Annotated in this window: 11 protein-coding genes and 1 tRNA gene; 2 read left to right on the forward strand and 10 right to left on the reverse strand. The window is 30.3% G+C overall.

All coding sequences use genetic code 11. The features are described 5' to 3' along the window. Positions 1-155: 155 nt before the first annotated feature. The 3 genes from DG508_RS01250 to DG508_RS01260 form a co-directional block, all read right to left on the reverse strand. Entirely contained in the window at positions 156-2051 is a 1896-nt protein-coding gene (locus tag DG508_RS01250; RefSeq protein WP_108866412.1) for a glycosyl hydrolase family 28-related protein, read from the reverse strand. A 631-nt stretch (positions 2052-2682) separates the two neighbouring features. Further along, complete coding sequence (locus tag DG508_RS01255) at positions 2683-3366, reverse strand: Crp/Fnr family transcriptional regulator (RefSeq protein ID WP_108866413.1); 684 nt, start codon at positions 3364-3366, stop codon at positions 2683-2685. A gap of 340 nt (positions 3367-3706) precedes the next feature. Beyond that, positions 3707-12181, reverse strand: a complete 8475-nt coding sequence (locus tag DG508_RS01260) for an RHS repeat domain-containing protein (RefSeq protein WP_108866414.1) — start codon at positions 12179-12181, stop codon at positions 3707-3709. A 1785-nt stretch (positions 12182-13966) separates the two neighbouring features. On the opposite strand from DG508_RS01260, the gene DG508_RS01265 reads away from it, so the two are divergent. Both DG508_RS01265 and DG508_RS01270 read left to right on the forward strand, forming a co-directional pair. After that, on the forward strand, positions 13967-14161 hold the full coding sequence (locus DG508_RS01265; RefSeq protein ID WP_108866415.1) for a hypothetical protein: 195 nt from the start codon (positions 13967-13969) through the stop codon (positions 14159-14161). 110 nt (positions 14162-14271) lie between these two features. After that, positions 14272-14655: a transposase gene (locus DG508_RS01270; RefSeq protein ID WP_108866416.1), complete on the forward strand. Its 384-nt coding sequence runs from the start codon at positions 14272-14274 to the stop codon at positions 14653-14655. A 77-nt stretch (positions 14656-14732) separates the two neighbouring features. On the opposite strand, the gene DG508_RS01275 is transcribed toward DG508_RS01270, so the two are convergent. The 7 genes from DG508_RS01275 to murC form a co-directional block, all read right to left on the reverse strand. Further along, the gene (locus tag DG508_RS01275) at positions 14733-17663 is read right to left on the reverse strand and encodes a T9SS type A sorting domain-containing protein (RefSeq protein WP_108866417.1); all 2931 of its coding nucleotides are present in this window, start codon (positions 17661-17663) and stop codon (positions 14733-14735) included. 349 nt (positions 17664-18012) lie between these two features. Beyond that, positions 18013-18086: transfer RNA gene (locus DG508_RS01280), tRNA-Arg, on the reverse strand. A 12-nt stretch (positions 18087-18098) separates the two neighbouring features. Continuing rightward, positions 18099-18548, reverse strand: a complete 450-nt coding sequence (locus DG508_RS01285) for a GatB/YqeY domain-containing protein (RefSeq protein ID WP_108866418.1) — start codon at positions 18546-18548, stop codon at positions 18099-18101. Positions 18549-18701: 153 nt separating this feature from the next. Continuing rightward, the gene (gene ftsZ / locus DG508_RS01290) at positions 18702-20672 is read right to left on the reverse strand and encodes a cell division protein FtsZ (RefSeq protein ID WP_108866419.1); all 1971 of its coding nucleotides are present in this window, start codon (positions 20670-20672) and stop codon (positions 18702-18704) included. Between the two features lie 80 nt (positions 20673-20752). Further along, on the reverse strand, positions 20753-22111 hold the full coding sequence (gene ftsA / locus DG508_RS01295; RefSeq protein WP_108866420.1) for a cell division protein FtsA: 1359 nt from the start codon (positions 22109-22111) through the stop codon (positions 20753-20755). 7 nt (positions 22112-22118) lie between these two features. Beyond that, positions 22119-22838, reverse strand: a complete 720-nt coding sequence (locus DG508_RS01300; RefSeq protein ID WP_108866421.1) for a cell division protein FtsQ/DivIB — start codon at positions 22836-22838, stop codon at positions 22119-22121. Continuing rightward, entirely contained in the window at positions 22835-24181 is a 1347-nt protein-coding gene (gene murC, locus DG508_RS01305; RefSeq protein ID WP_108866422.1) for a UDP-N-acetylmuramate--L-alanine ligase, read from the reverse strand. Before murC ends, DG508_RS01300 begins: the two co-directional genes overlap by 4 nt.

The following is a 24181-nucleotide window of genomic DNA, read 5'->3' on the forward strand; positions in this document are numbered from 1 at the left end:
AATTGTCGAACTTTTTTAAAGATAAATAAGTTAACAAATACTCTTAGCAAAGTTTAATATTTTTATAACATTTGTGATGTTATTGTATTTTTATCATTTTTGATGATGTCTTTTGAGTAAAGAGCTATATATTACAATTAGTTTTCTCTAGAATATTATTGGATTATATACCAATTTTGACCATTACTTATAAGTGATATTGCATCATTTTTAATTTTCAAAGAAAGTATTGGTTGATCATCAATTGTTTGATTCGCTTTTGGAATTACATTTAACTGTCCATTGGTAACTAATTTAATCGTCAAAGGATTTATTCTAATATTTGCAGATGGTAAGTAAATATTATTAAAACCAGAGCCTAAAATTATTTTATCAGTTGAGATTACCTTATAATTACTATTAATTAGTTTGGTCTGATTGGAATTTTCAAAAGTTAATTGAGTACTACCATTCCTAAATAAATCTGATTCGAGAGTATTTTCAAATTTGGTGTTTGAAAATGTAATATTATTACATTCTTTTACATTGAGCCAATATCTTGTACGGTGTATATTTACCTCTTGCTTTTCTACTATTTCTGTTGCTGTTCCATTTACATATGTATCTTTAAATTGAAAGTTTTTACAATTTTCAAGAACAATTGCATCAACAGCAGGAATCCCAGTATAGCCGGATCCATATATTTGATTATTTTCAATTAAATTGTTAGACATTTTCTTATTAGTTTGTAAGCTAATAAATTTAATGGCAGAAGTGAAACAATTATTAAAGATGTTTCCTATAAACTGATTATTGCCACCTAAATGTACTTTATCATTAGGATCGATTACAGTTGCGTCAAAAGATTGAACTCTTAAAGCAGCTCTACGATTTTTACCCGTATTAACAAACATATTTTCGTTACAAATAGACCAACGAGGTCCTTTTAATAATATTCCATTACCTCTATTATTAAAAATATGGTTATTTTTGATAATAGCCCAAATAGGTTTCCCTAAGACTATCCCATGTGGAGATCCATTGGAAATATCAGAAAAAAATTTATTCTCAGCAATTACTCCACCATCCATATATCCTAAATTGATTGCAGATTCTGATAAATCGATGAAAATGTTATTTTTAATGTCAATATCCGCAATTCTAGACAACTTTTTTGAATATATACCAAAATTACTATTAGCATTATCTCTGCTTCCTGAAAATCTTGAATTAATTATTCTTGTTCTGACTTCCTGACCATTTCCCTGACTATTTTCGGATTCTGCTAACAAGATTCCTGTAGCTTTTTCATCTCCATTTGGGTTATTATTTGTTATAGAAAATGTACATTTATCTACAATCAAATCAGCGGTGTAGTATGTCTCAATACCAATATGCCCTTGAATTATTAAATGCTTAAATTGAACACCGAGTAGGTAGTTACTTATACCTAATCCCTTTACTTTAAATATAGCTTTGTTATTTGATGTATTGAAGATTCTACTTGTTCCTCCCTGATTGTTACCAAAAATCAAACTATGATGCTGATTCTTATCAATAACTATGGATTCTTCAACCTTATATTTACCTTTAGGGAAATATAAAATTCCTCCCGAATAAGATTGATCAGTACTTTTTGATAATAGATTTATTGCAGTTTGTATTGCGGTATGATCTATGGAAACTCCATCTCCTTTAGCTCCAAACCATTGAGGGTATAATTTTTCGACTACTGGCTTACCCGTTACATTACCACTAAAAATCTGGTAGATACCTGCACTGATACTCCCATTTAATTGAAATGTAACTCCATCATCAATTATTATTTTGTTTCCTTTAAAAAAATTAAGCTCTATTTCTTTTGGAATTACAAAATCTTCAGAGATAGTTATATTGCCTTTAATAGTAATTGTACCTTTTGAATTTAGGTTTGTTATTGCATCCGATAATACATTATTAAAATTAGGGTTATTATCTTGTATCCCTCCTGTTACAATAAATTCCGTGGTTTGTTGCCCAAAAATAGATGTAGATAGTATAATTAATACTAAAAAGTTAAATATTTCTTTCATCTTTTATTTAGTTTTTTGATTTATTACAATCTCATTAATGTTGAATATTTATGTTGTAATGATCTAAATTGTTACCCTGCGTTTCATTTTAGAGTATAGTTCAGAGGAGTCAAAAATGTAGAATTCTTGTTATTCAGATTAACCAGAATATTTGCGTAAACACAACTTTTGATCTTGATCCCTTTTGGTCTTGACCCTTAATTAACTCTATATCAGGATTTAAATAAAAAAAGGACAAGTAAAAAATACTTGTCCTTTCCAGTGACCTCGGCAGGACAATTGTCGAACTTTTTTAAATATAAAATTTTAAAAATCAATAAGTTAGTAAATAGACTTATTAGCTTTAACACTTTTGTAACATTTGTGATATTATTGTATTTTATTCATTTTTGATGATATTTTATTATCTATTTAATATGTCAAATTTCACAAAACATATAACCTTTAATAGTTGAATTGCAACTACAAGGTTTATAAACTTAAGCTCAGATTTTCTACTTTTAAGTAGGACCTATACTTGGGAAAAAGGTCATAGGGCTTAGTTAAAATTTCTTTACATGATTCTGTTTTTTCGTCTGACTATTTTTATTACGCTTTTAAAATTAATAAAGTACTTTAATTTATAATAGATTTATAAAAAAAATGCATCTCCCAAAATGGAATAAAAATAGCTTAAATAAAGATCAATAAACTTCTCTTTCAATATGATATTTTTATATTTATAATTGATTAACTTTTCTTTTTTCATTGTATTAACAATAATATTCATATTTATTCTAGTTGTTCTAATATAAGTGGCAAATTCATTTTGATTTAAAGGTGAGTTAATCTCTATATTTTTTTTAGAATGATCAAATGAATTTCTAAACTTTTCTTTGAATTCGATTAATGATTTTATAAACCGTTGTTCTGTAGATTGAATTTGTAATAGTTGTATTCTTTTTTCTAATTTAGAGTGTTGCCAATTTATTATAGATAATAAACTTTTTTTAAAAATAGATTTTTGATTTATAAGTTTATAAACATCTGTAATATCAAATTCGAATAAAATTGTTTTCTTGGCAATTGGCACAATTAGATATGAAGGGTAATTATCATATTTTACTGTTAAACAAGCTCCTATAATTTCATTTTTGGTTTGTAATGAGATTATTATATGTTGACCTTGATCAGTAATCATATTTATCTTTACAATTCCTATTTTTACTAAATAAATTTTATTGAAGTTTTTTTGTTTTAAACAAATAGTTTTATTATCAGAATAAGTTTTATACTTTTTTTCATTAATTAATACTGTTATTATATCTAAATTCATTGTATAAGGTTTTTAAGAGTTAGTGAATTTTTCTAATTGAAAAATTAGAAATAAAGAGGTGTATTTAATATGTAAAGAATATGATAAAAGTTATACTGGCATAATAAAAATTTATAAAAAATGACTTATTCTTATTTTACCATTTTTTAAGTTATATTTTATCTTATTTTTTTAGTTAAGGAAAAATGTATATTATCAATAAGATAAATACCTTAAAGCATCTTTTTGAAATGTTTAATGATTTGAAAAAAAGCAGATTCAAAACACCCCCTATTTTGAACCCGCCTTATTGCTCCCTTTACTTAGCTCATTTTCTCCCAACTAAACATGTGATTTAATATTAATGATTTACATATGGAACTTCTGTAAAACCAGTCATTTCACCTCTAATGGTCAGAATATTACTTGCTGGAACTCTATCTGCAATCAAATGTTCACCAGCTGAGATTCCATAATTTCTTGCTCTAGAGAATGGTAAAGCTCTAATTTCATCCAGAGAAAACATATGGTATTTTGGAATTCCTCGAATATCGATTTTAATTACTGCTCCTCCACTAGAACCATAATTCCCTATTGCTTCTGCTTCACTAGATGTTGTTGAAATCCATGGAGATTCCCTTAAACCGACAAGGTGTCCACGAGCAGTATCATCGAGTTCTGAAGGAGCTGGATAAGTTCTACTAACCACATCCCCTCTCGACGTAAATCTTTCATTTTCAGATAATGCTCGAAACTTAATATTTTGATTAGTATTTTCAACATACCCTGCAGACCTTTTTATTTTGTTAACCGTTCGTCTTCTAAAATTCTTGAAGTTTTTTTCAACCGCTCTAAGTCGTGCTCTATTTCTAATTACAAGTGGATCCCTATTTTGAATATTTAGACGTCTTCCTCCATAGAGTTTTGCACGATATTTATATTTAGCAATTTTTCTTACATAAGACCTAATTATTGGCAATCTTCTCCCCATAATTTGTGCGATTGAAGGAGCCATTCCATCTCTATCTACAAAGTTTATGGGATTATTATTAGCATATACATATGGACTTGAATTTATTTTCAATGGATCAGGCTGTAAAAAACGTTTTATAACAGGGTCATATATTCTGGCCTTGTAATTATATAAATGAAACTCATTATCATATTCCTGTCCTGTAAATAGATATCGAAATAGTTTTTTATCACCTGAATTATTTTTCAAATTCCCCCATTTATCGTAATCATAACTATCTATAATAGTATTATTTGCATCTAGGATTAGGTGAGAAGAATCTAAATAATCTTTTATTAAATAGTGAGTTTCATTATTTTTAGAAAAAGCGAGAATATCTCCATTAGGAAAATTGATATAATCGGTAGTCATACTTGTTCCCGTACCCTTATTAACGATCTTTTCTGCTAATGGATACATTGAATTACCATAAATATATTCTATAGTCTCTTCTGGAGTATCTTTAAGAACTCTCTCCTTTTGAGAATATAAAAACGTATATTTTTTAGTATCAACATTTATACTTGTAACTTCGGAATCAATATCTGAATATTTGATATTATAATTGTTATTACTTCCATTTTTAAAAGATACAACCCTTCCTTGTTTATCATATTTATATTCTTTGTTGCTACCAGATGTAATTAACTTATTTTTCTGATGCTCATATTGATGGATATTTGATAAGATATTGCCATTAGGATCGTATGATAAACCACTTTGGTCTACAATTCTATTGTGCTGATCATAATTGATATCATCAACTGTATTAATGCCATTTTTTTGGATGGTTATTTTTGAAATAAAATCATTCTGTTCATTATTGTTTTTAAAATATTCTAAAGATTGATGAAACAAGTTTGGTTTTGTATTATTCACTTTATCAACAACCTGAATATCTTTTAATCTACCTAAAATATCATACGTAAAACTTTTATTTACTTTTGAACTATTTATGGTGTACAATGTAACCTTACCACTTAGATTATACAAGAAATCAGAAGCAAACACATTATTCTCATTAAAAACTTTACTTAAGTAACCTTCTGGAGTATAGTCGTATTGAGTAATAAACCCAGAAGCCGTAACTGAACGAATAGGTTTTGAAAGTAAATACATGTAAGTTACTAAGCTGTTGGTAAGCATATTATTAGTATTATCATAAGAATTTATCCCTACCCTATTTCCATTCCAGTTATAAAGAAAAGACTTACCTGTAGTTACACTTGACTGATATTCAAAAATATCAGAAATATGCCCTAATGACATTTCATCAACTAACGAAGTAATATACTGTTTTTCAACACCTTCTTTCATTTGCCTAATCTTAAACATGCTGGCTTCAGCAATATTTACAGTTAACAGCACTATGTCATCAGGTTCACTATGTTTATATTGAAGGTAAGAACCATCTTTTTTCTGTACTATAAAACCATTTTTGGAAGGGATAAATTGGAATAAAAACTCATCAGCATTTCCAACTTCCTTAGGATTACTAAATACCAATCCTTTTGTCGCATGTTTGGTAAGATATTTTCCAGAAAGTTCGGGGTCAGATGATTTGATACGATACCAGACTTGATCAGTATTGTCTATATGTAATTCAATTCTAAATGTATCAGGTATTGGTTTTACACTTTCTGAAACCATTGTCAAAGCTGTACTATAATTCCAATATGATTTTTCAGTAGTTGCTTTAGCATCTGTTTCAAAAGCTACATCTCCAATAGCAGAAAGACTAACCTGATCATACTTCCACTTCTTTCTTGGTATCATCCCAGTAGGAACAGTTCCATTAATAGTATGGTTTTTTAGCTCGTTTTCATCCCAGTTTTTATTGAGAATTCCTTTTTCAATAATTCTAGATAATTTATCATACTTAATATATTCAATGACATTAGGTGTTTGTGCTGCTCCATCTCCTGTCAACTCAAATATTTTTTTTCCATAAGGATCAAATATTTTTTTAGTTATTTCTTCATCAGGAGATGATTCAGTACTGACTAGCTTTCCATATTTTATAGTATTCGTATGTATTTGAGCTATTTGCTTATCAGGATTAATATCATTTAGATATCCAAAATAATTGGGTAAATGTAAGTTACTTGTTACTACCCCTACAGCGCTATAATCTTTAGAATACGACAATTTAATATCATTATATTCAGAAGAGAGAAGTCTTCCTTTTGAATTTCTTGATGTAGAGTTTTCTAGAATCCCTCCATCTAAAGCATTTTTCTGAATAACTTCTTCTAATATTCCTCCGTTACCTATAGGAGCTCCTGAATAACTAAATTGAACATTATTTTTTATTTCATTATTAATAGCTCCTGCCCTAATTTTTGTTTTTAAACGATGTAATGGACTTTTGGTATGTATTAACCTTGAATAAGGAAACTTATAGTCTTCTCCTAATAGCTTAATGCCTTGACTATCCATTTGAGCAGGTGAGTTATAAAAATTGATTATATCTCCGTTAAGCACATTGGTATTAAAATCATATGAAGTATAAAGGTTTTTATGTTTTTTAAACCCGTCATCATATAAAACTGGTAAAAGTGTAATAGTTGGATTCCCCCAATTATCATAAATAGTTCCATAAGAAATTACCTGATTGTTTGTATGATTCATAATATTTTCTACAGGCTTACCTTCTTTATCCAGATAAGTAAACTCCATCATTGGATTTGGAATAAGAATAATGTCTTCTGTCTTATTGACAATTTTTATTTCGCTAGAACTTCCTATATTTTGTATTACATTATGTTGGAGTAACACACCGTCTACAAACACATAAATATCTGAATTTTTACAGAATACAGTCAGATCAATATTCTTTTGATTTGAAAGAAAGTTGGGTTTAAACTGTTTGTTATGATATTTCTGATCTGATTGGATTAGAAGTCCTCCAGCATCTCTAAATTCAGCTTTTAAAACATTATATCCTAAATTGTTTGTAGTCTCATTAGCGGGAACTGGAAAGTTATTTATTATTTTTAAAGTATATAATTGACCTAGTCCCAAGTGTAACGGTGCATCAAGAGGCACTATAGCAGAAACAGCAAATCCTTTGTGCTCTGTTGATAAACAATCATCAAAGACACTTACAGAGGTTTGTTGATTAACTTTAGTGAAATATTTCGCTTTTCCACCTCCAGTAATATGATATTTATAGGAACCTTCTAATAAAGCATCGGTATTTTTGATCAAATCATTAGAAACCTTATCATATTTATAATTGTTATTAATCATTCCTCTTTTTAATGCCGTAACACTTTTGATTATTTTAGTTTTTGATACATCAAAAATATGATCTGATCGAACATAACTATTATTGATTGTTGCTATTAAATTGAGTCTATTGTCATAAATACTAGCATTCATTCTACTTGTAACTGGTCGAATAGAAATGTCGTCAATAAAAACCTTTGAAGTAGCTTCTATAGAAGGGGTAAGATCAGTTATTTTTTCTGATGATATAGTATATATCTCCCAATCACCACTTCCTTTAAAAATGTTGGAGTGATTATTTGAAATCCTTAATGTCAATGTTTCACCAACTGGTATTTTGGCATATAGAGATAGTATGTATTTTCTATCACTTTTTGGGATCACTTTTTTATCAAACAAAGAGCTATAAGAAATATTAGGCTCAATAACACCTACTTTCCCTTTGCGATTATGATTAATTGCACCATCTACTGCCATAATTGATGAAATCATATTCTCTTCATAATTCTCGAATCCAAAATAAGAAACCTCAGACATTTCCGCATTTGCAAAAGAAACAATTGGCAGTTGTCCTTTTTTATCAAAAAAATGTGAATGAATAACTCCATCAGCTTGTTCCTGTGTAATTTTTCCGTTACCATTCCTATTCAAAATAGATGATATTGGATACCATTGAGAACGATCTTGATTTGAAGCTAGTCCATTAAAAACTCCCCCTTCTTTTAAAGAAGTGAAAGTAGTTTGTAAAGCCCATGCTCTATTGTTTTTTGCATATAAAAATGCTGTTGCACTAATGTTTTTTTCACCAATATTATCTCCAGAATGGGTTCTTGTCAATTGATTTATAAGATCAAATCTTCTATCTGTAGCAATTACATTATTTGTTTCATATGCATAGGTATAGATAGTCTTATCTGTAACATCAACAGGTTCATTATTGGAGTTCAATTCTGTAGAAATATCTGACCTTTCTTTTATATATCCATACTCATTAAATACCTCCTTGTTCTTTGAAGGTACATCGTCAAGAATGGATTGCCTAGAAACACTACTTAAAATGAACTCTTGATTAGTACTATTGCCCAAAATTGAATTATAGACCTGTTCGATAATTTGATTTTCAGCTTCTAAAGTGTATTTACTATCGGTTTCTTTTCTATAGACTCTACTTCCTATCTCTTGTCCTATACTATTATTAACAGTTTCATTATCTACACCTTCTCCTACAGAAGGAAAAGTTGTAGTTATCATTTTTATTTGACTTGGTTGATTAATGATATTATGAATTTCAAATTCTGCATTATTCAAATCTCCTCCATTAATAAATAAATGTTCTGTATATCCATAAGGTCTGTCAATACCCCCTTGACTAACCATTACTTTTGAGAAAACATTGGGTAGAATAGCATTTCTTTGCAGTGCTTTGTCACCATAATCTATATAAGTAGATGTTTGTTGAGTTCCATCATCAAACGAAACTTCTGAGACCACATACTTTTCAACTTCTCCTTTATAATTACCTTTAATGACTTTAAAGAGATGTATATAAGGGCTTTTATCAAGATCATATGTTTGTTGATTTTTTGTGTATTTTAATGCAAATTGATCCTGAGACATTTCAATATCTTTAATCCCTAAAGTGCTTAATCCTTCTAATGCCGTATTTGGTTTTTTATACCCATGATAATTTGCTGTAGCACTAAAAGATATTTCTCCTCTACCAATTCGATTTCTGGACACAGGAATCTTATTTTTCATCATCATGATTTCTTGTTCTATCGTATGACGATTCATAGACCCAGGTGCTGGTAACCCAGTTCCCCAATCTTCACTATACACAATATTAGAAAAAACAAACTCAGGATTCCATGTAGAATTTACCCCTGCATAATTAAATGAAACAACTCCATCGCTCGAATAATCCCCTCCATACGGGTTATTAGCAACAGTTGTTTCTTTTAAATTCCATTTTTTATTATTTATTTTCAGGAAATAATCTCCTTTATAATAACTGGGTTTATTCGTACTGAGTAATTGATGACCTGTATTTATAAAATTAGCTGATTTATCAAACTCATAAATAAGATTATCTTGAATAAAATGAGTGTTTTTGAAGGACGTACTAAAATCTTGTTGGTACAATGATTCTCCTACAGCGGATTTTATTATATCTTCGATTGAACCAATAACTAAAAATATTTCTCCTCCTGCAACATAGGTAATTGGGTTGTTTAAAACAACATCAACTATTTTAAAGAATTCAAGCCATGCATTACTCAATTGCCCATTATTAAATTCATGCTTAAGAAAAAAATCTTTTTGCTGTAGATCATACATACGAAGACTCCCTTTGTCTCCATCGTTTGTACTGTAACAATTTTGATCAGCAAATATTGGAACATTTTCTGTTGACGGGATATTACGTTGAATCTTAAATCCATCAGCTTCATGGATTGCTTTTGCGATAACTCCTTCATCTGGACTACCCATCAATACATAATTATTATTAATTGTTGTAAATCTAGTATGCATATCATCTTCAGAATCTGCTTGATACTGTTTATTTTCAAAAGTGAAGAAGACCCTACTATTTGTATGATATAATATGGATGAAAAATTGGTAACAGAAGTTCTTGGATTTTTAAGGTTGATAATGGCTCCAACATAATTATCTGTAGCTTGAATGTTTAAATGAATTACATCCTCTGGTCGTTGATGAGGGCCATACCGCATCGGACCTGTTTTATTTTCCAATGCATTCCACAACGAATTTGTAGTGCCTATTCTGCTTTGATCATAAATAAATTCAGCTAATTCAAACTCCCATTTTTGAGTTGGTAGAGCAGAACCTGGTAATGAAGTCAGTGTATTACGAGCCTTTACCAAAATAAGATTGTTTCCCTGAAATGCAATATCGATTTTAGAAAAATTGTGAGTACTTTTGAAAACATGTTCTTTTGTCTCTTTTTTCCAGTCTCCTTGTTGTTTTGAATAAAGATGAACTTTGTTATTCCCATTAAAAAACGCAATCTTTTTGTCATTAGAAAAGGCAAGTTTATACTCATTAATATTTAAATCAGTATCAGTGATATTGATTTCCTTTTTTTCCCAATGATTGAAAAGATCATTTGCTTTTTCCCATATACAAAGCTTTTTACTAGACGAATTGAAATAGACAAAAACATTGCTTTTAACAATAGGTTTAAAATCTTTTTCATAAGAATCTGCTAAAGCATTTTCGGTATGGTAAGAAACACTCCATTGATTCAACCAGTTGGCTATTGCAAACTTTACATCTCCTCCTGTATTTTTATTTTTCCAACTTAAGATTGAAAAATCAGCTCCTTGAAAAACTTTAGCTTTTTCCCAATTACTATTTTCTATCATAGTTCCAGTATTAATATCAAACTTACCTTCTGGCCCTAAAACAATATCACGATTAGATTCTTTAAGATTTTTTTCTGAATAACTGTACATATATTTTGCTCCCAATGCATCAGTTTTTGATTTCATACCTCCATATAAAGCCTTTGTAGCAGTATTATATAGTTGGTAATTATAGTTGGAAACCTGATTTAAAACTACTTCTTCAGAAAAAACTCCATCTAGTGCTTTATTTTCTCCCCAGTAATCAAATTTAGAGACGGATTCATTTGTGTCTTTTAATTTAATCGATTTAAGAACACGTTTTTTAAATTTTCCTTTACCAATAAACCCATAATCAAATACGTATTCATGAGATATCTCATCATTGTTATGTTCTACATAACAGCTTTTTAAAAATTTTGTCTCATACTTTTCTTGATAAATATCTGGTTCCTTTACTGCAGTATATGGATCTTCATATTCATCAGCATCTTTGTTTTCATACACAAATATTAATTCATGTGTATTATTAGACGAAGAAACATTTGACAAATAGCTTTCTTGAGTAAATGTTTGTTCAGACAATGGAACATCATTATTGCCAACTTTTTTTGAAGTTTTTATATATCGAAAAACAACTTGATTATCCCACTCATCCAAAACTTTACTTACTTTCCATTCTCTAGTATATGGAACTACCGTTTTTGCAATTCCACTTCTATGCCTATCAACAAGTAAGTCTGTACAATTGGAATTAGAAGTTACGATATCATTAGGATCATCTCCATAATATGTTTTTGTCCCATCAGAATTCTCAATTATCCAAAAATCACCCATTTCGTAATAAGTTACCCTATTTCTCTTATTACCTTTAATCCTATATACATGTGTATTATCTTTTTTTTCAGTAAAAGTTAATTCGTTAACCCCAGATGAACTGATAAGCCTAAATGAGTCATCATTAAGTAAGGTAGTTCCATTGGTCACCCTAATAATCTCTGGCTGTAGAAAAGACCATCCAAGTCCTAATACAGAAGTTGGTTGCCTTTCATTAATTGTAGATGCCCCCTCTGATATGTTATTAGAATCATATTGCATGGTAAAATCAAAACCTTCAATAGACAATATTGTCTCAGAAAAAGATAAATTCCCTGTCGAGAGTTGTACATCCATAGGAGCGCGTCCACCAGGAATATTTTTTATTGCTTGTCCTTGTATTTCACCCATACAAAGAAAACTAAGAGAGAGTACGTATAAATTTATCAGTTTTTTTATTAATCTATGTGGTGATTTACTTGTGCATATTGTGTTCCATAATACAGAGTTTGGTATTACTGAATTTGTAACACCTTTCGGTGCAACCTTGTACCAGAGGTTCTCATTAGAAAACCTTTTGCTTTTTGTTATATTCAAAATGAATAATAAAACATGCTTTTTCATATTTATATATTTAAAAATTAATATTAAAGACTTGTAAATAAATTAGATTTATCATTAGCATTTTTTGCTTATAAATATGTACACTAATTCCAATCTAATACATTTTAAATCCATTGATTTAAAACAATATCAAAAATGATTTGAATACAATATCCCTTAACTACTAAGGGGTTAAACAAAAAATAAATGGAGGGATCTCAATTAAAATAGAGACATACATAAGAGTGTATTCTATCTGAGGGTAAGACTTGAATTTTACATTTCTTAAAAGAGCAAAACTCTTAATTTTTAATACAGGTAATTAGTTTTTATTACTTTATACTTTACTTATCTTTTTCTAACTCAAAAAAGACTTATATAGAATCTAAAACAAACTCCTTATCATTTTTGGGTAAAATAACTGAAACAATAAATGAATAAAAAGCAGATCCAAAATACCCTCCCTATTTTGAACCTGCCTTATTATTTCCCTTATATAATTCATCGTTTTCCTTATTTATTTATCTGATATTTGTTTTATAAAGACTATATAGCCCAACTTATATAATGATTCAATTATTATTGGTTTTTACCATGGGTAACCTATTAATTTCTAGTAATCTATTATAGCTTGTTGTAACTGGAAGGGAGTAAAATTTAACAAGCTCATTTTAAAATATTTTTACATCAGAATAAAACTGAACATAAAAACATTTCTTCAAGGGGAATTTATGTATTAGGTAATAATTTTGTTTTCTTCTTTCTTTTTAAAGAAGCTTAAAAGGAGGGAGACAATTAGTTTACAATTTAATCAGTAACTTTTATATTAGATTTATTCTGTTATAAATTTCATTACTTAAATAACACTTTTCATTTACGTTTTATAAAATTCTATATATTTAAACTCAATCAAATTTAAATATTATAATCGTATTAAAAAGTATAAAATCTAACATTCAAAAATAAATATTATATATATCAACAATAAAAATATACGTGTTTACCACATTAATTATAAGCGCCTTACACTTTTATTTAATCATAAACCACATTAAAAATAAAGGTATAAGAAAAGAAAAGGTTAATGTTTTTTTAAATTAATCTTAAAATACTGTAGCCTTCTTTAAAAATAGCTATTAATAAAATGGATAAATAATTTTAAATGACCACTTTCTAGATTTAGGTACTAGTTAAAAGTAAAAAATCGAGTTTCTAATCAATACAGAAAAGAAGAAATAGTTTTCAAGAACCTCGGAAGGATACGCCGAACTCATAATCGACTGAAAATCAATTATCATATATTATTCAAGGGAATATCCTTAATAAGAAGACTACTGTATGCGAAACATCCATAAAACACTAATAATCAGATACATAAAACGAGGCAAATTTTATACTTGCCTCGTTTCGTGACCTCGGCAGGACAATTGTCGAACTTTTTCAAAAACAAAATCCTAAAAATCAATAAGTTAGTAAGTACCCTTAGCGAGGTTTAACACTTTTATAACATTTGTGATAGAATTGTATTTTCATCATTTTTGATGATAGTATAGCATCTACTTAATATCTCACATTTTACAAAGCATATAATTGATGAGTAAGAAAATAATTAATACTGGATATTTGAAAAGGGATTTAAAACATGAAAAATTACAAATGAATGTTTTAAGATATTATAAAACAAACAAGCGGTGGATTGATGGCGATACCTTGCAAGTAGAGATCGATTTAAGGTTCTATGTGCAGACTACACAAAAAATAAGATTGACTCGTATTGATGCTCCATAGTTAGGCGATAGCGTAGCATATCGAGAACGACAAGCTAGCCAGAAAATTCTGCCTAGAGGGTACAATCGTTACCATTACTATACTTTAAAACAAAAACCAGCTATGAACTTATTACCAGTATTAAGGGGATTGGTTTGCAAACTGCGGTTATAATTATTGCATATACGAACAACTTTAATAGGTTTAAAAACTGGCGTAGATTTGCTTCGTATTGTGGTATAGCCCCTTTTCCTTACCAATCTGACACAAGTATAAAAGGAAAAGCCAAAGTTTCACATTTGGCAAATAAAAAACTAAAATCTATAATAAATATGTGTGCAATTTCAGCGATACAACATAACCCAGAAATAAAACATTATTATCTCAAAAGAGTGAGTCAAGGTAAAAACAAAATGAGTACTATTAATATTGTTAGAAACAAGCTAATTGCTAGAGTTTTTGCCGTAATAAAAAGACAAACTCCATATATAGATACTATGAAGTTTGCCGCTTAATCTTATTAACAATAAATAATTCAATTCTTACTTGTTTTAATCATAGAATACGGTGGGGGAACTTAAAATATTGTTGGTCAATCTCTTTCAAAAACAACTTTTTTATAAATCACTTCTTTATTACTTAAATTATTAATTGTTATTTTTAAAATATAAAGGCCATTATTTATTAAATTGAAATTACTTGAATCAAGTGTAATCTCATTAATACCTTTTTGATACATTCCTAAATTGAGATTAACTATTCTAACTCCTTCTGTATTGAATATTTCAAAAACCAAATTACTATTTTGAAATAGTTTTAAGGATAAGTTAACAATTCCATTTACAGGGTTAGGGAAAACAGATAATGAAGAATCTTTTATAGATAAATCACTATTGCTTTTAGAGTGCATATTAGAGTTGTATTTTTTAACATATACTTCTCTGGGTTTTAATAATATGGGCTCGTTAAACATAAGGTAACCTACGTTTGATCTGTTTTGACTGGCATTCACTAATATATCATATAAATTACCGTTAATTGATTTAAACCGTCCTTTATGAATATTATTTTCAGCTTCTTCCCCAGAAACATATGTCCCTGAAAATATATGTTCTTTATCCCTCAAATTCTGGCTAATTCTTTTCACTGCATTCCAAATTTCTATTTTTTCTGGTGTTTGTTCTGCTAATTTTCCTCTTCGCCAAAACATAATACCAGCAGCGCCGTGTATCATAGATACATATGCTTCTGCTTTTAATGCTTCTTCATAGATTACCATATCATCTACACTAGAATCTTCTTTTTCAGCATCAAGAAAAACAAAACATGGTTTGTTTGAAATACCTTTTATTCCTCTTACTATTTTAGCGATATTTTTAATTGCATCACCATTTACACTATAGAATTGTTGAGATAAAAGATCGTAAGAAACATTTGATGCTAATGCTTTAACTCTTGGACAATATTCAAGACTATTTAAAGGAGTAAAATTTTGAGCTAACCCATGAAAATTATTAACATTTGAACAACCACCCCCTGCTTGTACATCCATAAAAGTCAATGCTCCTGTATCATTGGTTTTAATTGTTTTATTCCATAAATTGAAATAGTCATATCTATTATTTTCTGAAGCTCTAATAAAATCATTATCGCTAAAACCATTGCCGTTACCTTTTGTATTATATGGTTCATCGTGCAAATAAATCCGGTTCAGTTGTTTGTTTTTCCAGTAACTACTTTCATCTTCTGCAATTGCTTTAGCATTATTAAGGCTGACTCCTCCTTCCATTGCTAAATCTCTATGCCACTGATGTATATTTAACATTAATCTATTTTCAACAACCCAAGGCCACTCCATACCTTCATCAGCCACAAGTGTATTAAACATCTCAAATTCTTTTTCAAAATTTATTTTATTCAACATATGATCACTTGTATACAACCCCACTACATTACTTTCATCAGCTGAATTTGGTTTTATTGAATAAGGAGGAGCTGAATTATAGTCAATTTTTCCACCATTCATTCCACGAGTATACCAAGCTCCTATAACAAAAAACTTATGACCGTTTTTATATAACCAATTTTGGTCTGTAGTCCATCTATCAGGTGTAATTTGCTTTGAGGTATTAATTGTTTTGCAAAAAGATATTTTACCCTCTAAATTTCTTGAATTTTCAAGATGTTTTTCCCATAGTAAATCACCATTACCATTCCCTTTTATGGAGCCATGTTTTCTACTATTTTGATTTTCTGATATGAAATATATATCATCAGATGCGTCAAGATTAAATTTTCCTTTTGATATTGCTAAAACACTTTCATTTATAAAATTTTTGTCAACAAAATTACCACCTTCTAATAGCGACTTTTTTCCTGTCTGCCCATTTAAAACAAAAAGAGCATTATCATTGGTGTCAGACTCTCTAACAATACAAATATCATCAATACTATCGTTATTAACGAAATTACCTGTTAGAGTAAATTTTATTTTCTTACCCCACCATTTTTGAGTATTTGAAGAACTCCATATCTGATTACCATTTAGACCATCGATTGCAAAATGTTGAAAAAAACCTCGAGTACTTTCATTTATTAAATCTTTAATATAAAAAATATCTATACTACCATCACCATTAAAATCACCTGTTCTTATGAATTGAATTTCATTTTCACCCTCGTCTTCATAGGTTACTAAATTTTTACCCCATTTTTTTGATCCATTAGCTCCATCTAACATTATCAACACTCGGCTTTTGAGATTTCCAGATTTTCTGATATAGAAAACATTTGATTTTTTATCTATATCGGAATAACAGCTCTGTACATTTAAAATATTACCCCATTTTGATCCATGACCTTCAAAGTTTGATTCCCAATAAGATATATTCCCCCCATTTCCAAGCAAAACCCCGTGTTTTCTATTCTCAAAAGTTTCATAAATATAATAGATATCATCAATACCATCACCATTGAAATCGCCAGAAGTTAGATGAGTAACCTGAGAGTTTGGAAAATTCTTATCCACAAAAACATTCTCATGCAACGATTTTTTTCCAGTCTTTCCATTAATTACAAATAGAGCGTTAGCATTGTTGTTATTTCCAGATTCTCTTACTATACAAATATCTTCATATTCATCGTTATTAATAAAGTTACCTACAAGAATAAATTTAACCTTACCATTCCACACCCTATTATTATCGTCTGAAAAATACCACAAATCACTACTGTTAGATCCATCTATTCCAACTCCTTTAGTCTTTCCATTATTTTCATCTATAACATAAAATATATCTTTTATACCATCACCATTAAAATCACCAGTTTCAACGAATAGAATTTCTTTATTAGGCTCATTTTTAATAACACTTCGAGAATATTTCTTCGACCCTATTTCACCATTAACAACATGTAAACTGTTTTTGTTAGAAGAATTAATATTGTTAATTAAATAAAAAGGATTATCCTGTCCTATCACAATTTGTGATATACCTAAGAGAATAAATACAATTTTTTTCATTTTTTATTAATATTAGTTAGCTCTTAAATATGTATGTCTGATTAGGGTCAAATGTTACCTAATTAAAGATACTTACATATAGATAAATTACCCAAAATGATAAAGAAATTCTTCCTCTTTAGATTAACTAGAATTTTTGCATAAAACACAACATTTGATATTGATCCTATATTAGTTGTTTTTTGATTCACCCCTCGAAAAGATTCGAACTTTTAACATCAAGAAATCAATGAGTTATAAAATAAAAATAGATAAGACTTAACAGGATTGAGTTCGAATCAGAAAGAGTCTAAATTGTTGATTTTCAGCAAAATAAAAAAGAGATAAATGTTAAATTTATCTCTTTAAGTGACCGCGGAGGGATTCAAACCCCCAACCCTCAGAGCCGAAATCTGATGCGCTATTCAGTTGCGCCACGCGGCCAGTTTATTATAATTATGATAATTTATTCTTTACTATTGTAGAAATTGTTTTTCCATCAGCTTTTCCTGCTAATTTTGCACTTGTTGCTCCCATCACTTTACCCATATCTTTCATTCCTTCTGCTCCTGTAGAAGCGATAACCGCTACGACTACTTTTTCTATCTCTTCTTCACTCAATTGCTCTGGCAAAAATTTCTCGATTACCTTTGCTTGAGCCAATTCTGGTTCTGCCAAATCATTACGCCCTTGTTCTTCAAAAATAACAGCACTATCTTTTCTTTGCTTTACCAGTTTTTGTAATAATTTTAATTCCTGATCTTCTGTCAACTCTTCTTTTGCTCCGCTTTCTGTCTGAGCCAATAAAATGGCTGATTTTATAGCTCGCAATGAGGTCAAAGCATTTGTATCTTTAGCTTTCATTGCTTCTTTCATCGCTGTCATTACTTCTTGCTGTAAACTCATCACCTTTTGGGTTTAAAATTATTATATCATTTTGGATTGCGAAGATAAAAAATAAACCGATACTCTTGGAATAGATTATCGGTTTAGTTCTATTTATTTTTATAGGTTTTTCAACCTTTTATCTATTATAGTTTCCTTATGCAGATACTTAATCTAATCTACATTATCATGTAAAAAAGAATTGTTTTTACGCAATTGTATATCATCATTACCATCTGTTCCTAAAGATGTTCTTGACAAACCAGAATCATCTGGTTTTGCATCTACATCTATCCCTGCTCTCTTATATGCAGGTTCTTTTTCTATATCATCTATATTAGAAGAACTATTTCTAAACTTATAATTAAACTCCTTCATCTTAGCTCTGCGCTCTGCTGCTCTTGCTTTTAAAGTTTCAGAAATAGGTTGATTCATAGGATCTACATCTTCACTTTTTTCTACCTCAGGAGTTGGAGTAATAATTTTCTTTTCTAAAAGAATTTCTTCGTCTTGTTCTTCAACCTCTGTTGGTTTTGCATCTGTCAATCTCTTCTCCTCTTCCATATAATCTTCCAGACTATATTTACGCACACCTTCTGATACAGTTTCTCCCACAGGAACTACCTCTATAGGATCCTTAACCTCCATATCCATGATATCGTCACTCAGATCAAAAACAATAGGTTGTTCGTCTTGTGTTTTTTTCTGTTCAGAAACTGATTCATTTGAAATTATAGGTTGTTCTGGTTCTTTTGTATTTTCTACAGGCATATCAAATGCCAATGCAAATTGATCTTCTTTTTCTTCTTGTACCTGAATCTCTTTTTCATCATTAACTTCTATTTGTTTAATGATATCCTGTGCATTTATAATAACAAAGTCATCATTAGAAGAAAATGGTTCTACTACTTCATAAGACACATCTATATTTTTCAGTAAATCTGTTGTAGGGATCAAAATATCTTCTCCTACTTCTTCTTCCTCAATTAATTTGTGCTTTATAATCTTTGTTTCTTCAATTTCTTTTTTAGGAATCGGAGCGCTTATAGGAGTAATTTTTCCTGTAGATTTAGGAGATAAATCTTGTGTAGTTGCTCTTTGTTCATCCTCAAGCGTATGAATTATTTTCTTAGTTTCTGTATTTACTATCTCGTCTTGTTGTTCTACATCAAAACCAGTAGCAATAACTGTAACAGAGATTGCATCTTCTAAAGATTCATCTTCTCCTACTCCCATTATTATATTGGCACCATGTCCAGCTTCTTGCTGGATGTGATCATTAATTTCACCAATTTCATCAATTGTAATTTCTTCTTTACCAGAAACAATAAGGAGAAGTACGTTTTTGGCTCCAGAAATTTTGTTATCATTAAGTAATGGAGAATCTAATGCTTTAGCAATAGCATCGTGAGCACGTTTATTACCTGAGGCATTAGCAGACCCCATAATTGCCGTACCACTATTACTAAGTACTGTTTTTGCATCACGTAAATCTATATTCTGTGTATAGTGATGTGTTATTACTTCGGCTATACCTCTAGAGGCTGTTGCTAAGACTTCATCTGCTTTAGAAAAACCAGCTTTAAACCCAAGGTTACCATATACTTCTCTCAGCTTATTATTATTAATAACAATCAGAGAATCAACATGTGCACGTAATCTCTCTACTCCTAGCTGAGCTTGCTCATTACGCATACGACCTTCAAACTGAAAAGGAATAGTAACAATCCCTACAGTCAACACATCTAATTCTTTAGCCATTTTTGCTATCACAGGGGCAGCTCCTGTTCCTGTTCCTCCACCCATACCTGCAGTGATAAAAATCATTTTGGTATTGGTATCGAGCATATTTTTTATTTCCTCGTAACTTTCTACTGCCGCTTTTTCTCCTACTTCAGGATTTGCTCCAGCTCCTAATCCTTCGGTTAGAGAAACTCCTAATTGTATTTTATTAGGAATCGAGCTATTTTCTAAAGCCTGTGAATCTGTATTACAAATCACAAAATCCACTCCCTTAATTCCCTGTTGGAACATGTGATTGATGGCATTACTACCTCCACCTCCAACTCCGATTACTTTGATCACATTAGATTGATTTTTGGGTAAATCAAACGAAATATTTTCGAACTCCTCACTTTTACTCATAATTGCTAATTTTATGGTTCTCCTAAACTATACTTTATATATTTTTCTATGCCCAAACATTGAACATATTTACTTTTTAACTACTCAGCGTTATCCAAGAATTCCTTGAATTTTTCTGTCCACTTCTCCAAAATATTTTTTCTCGGCTTGAGATCTTCTTTTGGTAATTTCTCTTCAATAACAGTATCTTCTACAACCGCTTCTTCTTGCTGTGTAGTTGTTTCTGTATGTATCGAAGTTTCTTCTTTTTTTACTGTCTTTTTTTGTTTTTTAAGATGAATCAACCCATCCATTACTAATCCTACAGCAGTTGCATACATTGGACTAGTCGTTTCTGAATCGCTGTTTCCTGCCAGATGCTCATTAGGATATCCTATTCGCGTATCCATACCAGTGATATATTCTACCAATTGTTTAAGGTGTTTAAGCTGTGAGCCTCCTCCTGTCAATACAATTCCTGCTATCAATTTTTTCTTAGGAGATTCATGCCCATAGTTTTTGATCTCTAAAAAAACCTGTTCTATAATCTCTACCACTCTGGCATGAATAATCTTAGAAAGATTTTTTAAGGTAATTTCCTTAGGCTCCCTTCCTCTTAATCCTGGGATTGAAACAATTTCATTATCCTTATTTTCTCCTGGCCATGCAGATCCAAATTTTATTTTTAATAACTCTGCTTGTTTTTCAATAATAGAACAGCCTTCTTTAATATCTTCTGTAATAACATTACCTCCAAAAGGAATAACTGCCGTATGACGTATAATACCGTCTTTGAAAATAGCTAAGTCTGTGGTTCCTCCACCAATATCAATTAATGCAACACCAGCCTCTTTTTCTTCCTGACTTAATACTGCATTTGCAGATGCCAATGGCTCTAGGGTCACATCTGATAATTCTAAGCCTGAACTTTTTACACATCTTCCTATGTTTCGTATAGAGGTTACTTGCCCTACTACTACATGAAAATTGGCTTCCAATCTTCCTCCATACATTCCTACAGGTTCCTTTATTTCTGCCTGACCATCTACTTTATATTCCTGTGGTAATACATGTAAAATTTCTTCCCCAGGTAACATAACTAGTTTATGTACCTGATTACATAGTTTTTCTATATCGTCTTCATCAATTACAGCATCTGCATTAGGTCTTGTGATATAATCACTGTGTTGCAGGCTACGAATATGTTGACCAGCAATTCCTACTGTTACATTGTTAATTTTCATTCCAGAAACACTTTCTGATTCCTGAATGGCTTGTTGTATAGATTGAATGGTTTGTGTAATATTATTAACCACTCCTCTGTGTACTCCTAAACTTTTGGATTTGCCAACTCCCAATACCTCCATCTTCCCATACTCATTATATTTTCCTACCATAGCAACAATCTTAGTTGTCCCTATGTCCAATCCTACCGCTATTTCATTTACTTCTCGTTCCATATTGGTATTATTTTATTGTGCAAACCACTTGATTACTAAATTGCAAACTGACTTTTTTATACGTATCAAGGCTTTTATCTTTTCTTGCTTTTTGATAAAATGCCTTAAAATTTTTAATCTTCTTTTCTAAATTTTCTATTTTCCCAAAAACTAATGTAAATGAATACACCCTTAGTTCTAATTCATAATTACCTTCTTGATTAAGGCGTATTCCCACTACATGTTTTTTCAAAAATTCATCTTTACGAATTTTTTTTAACAAAGGGAATACTTGCTCGACTTCTTTCTCAGATACATTATGTACTATCGGCACATGAGCCGAATGACTATCTGATAAAGGCATCATATTTCCAGTAGCATCAACATAAAAGGGAGTAACCGCATCAACCCTAGCAATTGGGGTGCGTTGCTTGATTTGTGCTTTAAGTTCTCCATTTACAGTTAGATACACATCAGAATGCTCAATCATTCTGTGCGCATCGAGTTCCTGCTCTACGGTATTCAAAACTAAAATTTCTTTGCCCACATTCGTAACTCTTTCCTGATTTTGTATTAACAATTTATTAACCGCCGTTTCATTTATATATGGATCTTGTTCTTCTATGAATTCTATATATACTTCACTAATTTTTCGTTGCTCATTGCGTTTACTTGCAAAAGCAAAAAGAACTACTATCAAAATAAGTAGTCCGCTCCACTTTAAATATGTCAAAATTCTATTTTTCATACCAGCAAAGCTTCTTTTATCCTACCTACCTCTTCTCCTATATCACCCGCTCCAATTGTAACTACTACCTCAGGGTTGCTACTTGTTATTTCCTTGATCAAACTATCTTTACTTACAAGTTTTTTCTTTTCTGCATCAATCATATCCAACAACCACTGAGAGGTAACTCCTTTTATAGGCAACTCTCTTGCTGGGTATATATCTAGTAAAATAAGTTCATCAAACTGCCCTAGACTTTGTGCAAAATCTGAAACAAAATCTTTTGTTCTACTATACAAATGTGGTTGAAAAATTGCCAATACTTTTTTATCAGGGTGCATTTCTCTTACCGCTTGATGTAGTGCATTGATCTCTGTGGGGTGGTGTGCATAGTCATCAATAAATACCAAATCTTCTTTTTTGATCTGATAACTAAATCTTCTCTGCACCCCTTTAAAAGAAAATAAAGCCTTTGCCAAAGACTCGGTCGGGGAGCCGTAAAGCATCGCTATAGCAAAGGCTGTAATAGCATTTAACAAGTTGTGTTTACCTGGCAGGTTTAAATGCAAATCTTTTATAAGTTTGTTTGGAGTCTTTAAATCAAAGATATAAGTACCATTATCGATTTTTATATCTTGTATACAGTAATCAGAACCATCTTCAATTCCAAAAGTGATCCCAGAAAGAGGCAATCCGTTTCTAACTAATAGGTGATCTTTTGTTTTTGATGAAAATTCAACAAAAGATTCTTCTAACGCGTTTGCTTTTTTATAAATATCCAAATGATCTGCATCCATCGAGGTAACAGCAGCAATATCAGGATATAATTGCAAAAACGATCTATCAAATTCATCTGCTTCTACTACAACCACTTCATTTCCTTCTAAAACAAGATTGGATTGATAGTTCTCACTAATTCCTCCTAAAAATGCTGTTACTTTTGCTCCACTTTCTTTAAGCAAATGCGCTAGAATTGCTGTCGTCGTAGTTTTACCATGTGTTCCTGCAACCGCAAGAGTATAAATATCTTTTGTTATTATCCCTAAGACTTCTGCCCTCTTTTTTATTAAAAAACCATTTTCCTGCACATATACAAACTCTTTATGACCTTTTGGAATAGCTGGCGTGTACACTACCAAAGTATTCTCTTTTCTTAAAAATATCTCAGGAATATTTTCTACACCGTCTTCAAAATGAATTGGAATGCCTAACGAAATTAAATCCGTAGTTATCTGACTTGGTGTTTTATCATATCCTGCTACATTTTTACCAAGGAACTTAAAATATCGCGCAAGAGCACTCATACCAATACCTCCGATACCGATAAAATATATATTTTGTATGTTCTCTAAACTTTTATTCAT

The sequence above is a fragment of the Aquimarina aquimarini genome, assembly GCF_900299535.1.
GTDB classification, from domain to species: domain Bacteria; phylum Bacteroidota; class Bacteroidia; order Flavobacteriales; family Flavobacteriaceae; genus Aquimarina; species Aquimarina aquimarini.

Excerpts from the sequence above, each read along its gene's own strand:
- DG508_RS01250 (WP_108866412.1), bottom strand. The coding sequence starts at position 2,051 with ATGAAAGAAATATTTAACTTTTTAGTATTAATTATACTATCTACATCT.
- DG508_RS01255 (WP_108866413.1), bottom strand. The coding sequence starts at position 3,366 with ATGAATTTAGATATAATAACAGTATTAATTAATGAAAAAAAGTATAAA.
- DG508_RS01260 (WP_108866414.1), bottom strand. The coding sequence starts at position 12,181 with ATGGGTGAAATACAAGGACAAGCAATAAAAAATATTCCTGGTGGACGC.
- DG508_RS01265 (WP_108866415.1), top strand. The coding sequence starts at position 13,967 with ATGAGTAAGAAAATAATTAATACTGGATATTTGAAAAGGGATTTAAAA.
- DG508_RS01275 (WP_108866417.1), bottom strand. The coding sequence starts at position 17,663 with ATGAAAAAAATTGTATTTATTCTCTTAGGTATATCACAAATTGTGATA.
- DG508_RS01285 (WP_108866418.1), bottom strand. The coding sequence starts at position 18,548 with ATGAGTTTACAGCAAGAAGTAATGACAGCGATGAAAGAAGCAATGAAA.
- ftsZ (WP_108866419.1), bottom strand. The coding sequence starts at position 20,672 with ATGAGTAAAAGTGAGGAGTTCGAAAATATTTCGTTTGATTTACCCAAA.
- ftsA (WP_108866420.1), bottom strand. The coding sequence starts at position 22,111 with ATGGAACGAGAAGTAAATGAAATAGCGGTAGGATTGGACATAGGGACA.
- DG508_RS01300 (WP_108866421.1), bottom strand. The coding sequence starts at position 22,838 with ATGAAAAATAGAATTTTGACATATTTAAAGTGGAGCGGACTACTTATT.
- murC (WP_108866422.1), bottom strand. The coding sequence starts at position 24,181 with ATGAATAAAAGTTTAGAGAACATACAAAATATATATTTTATCGGTATC.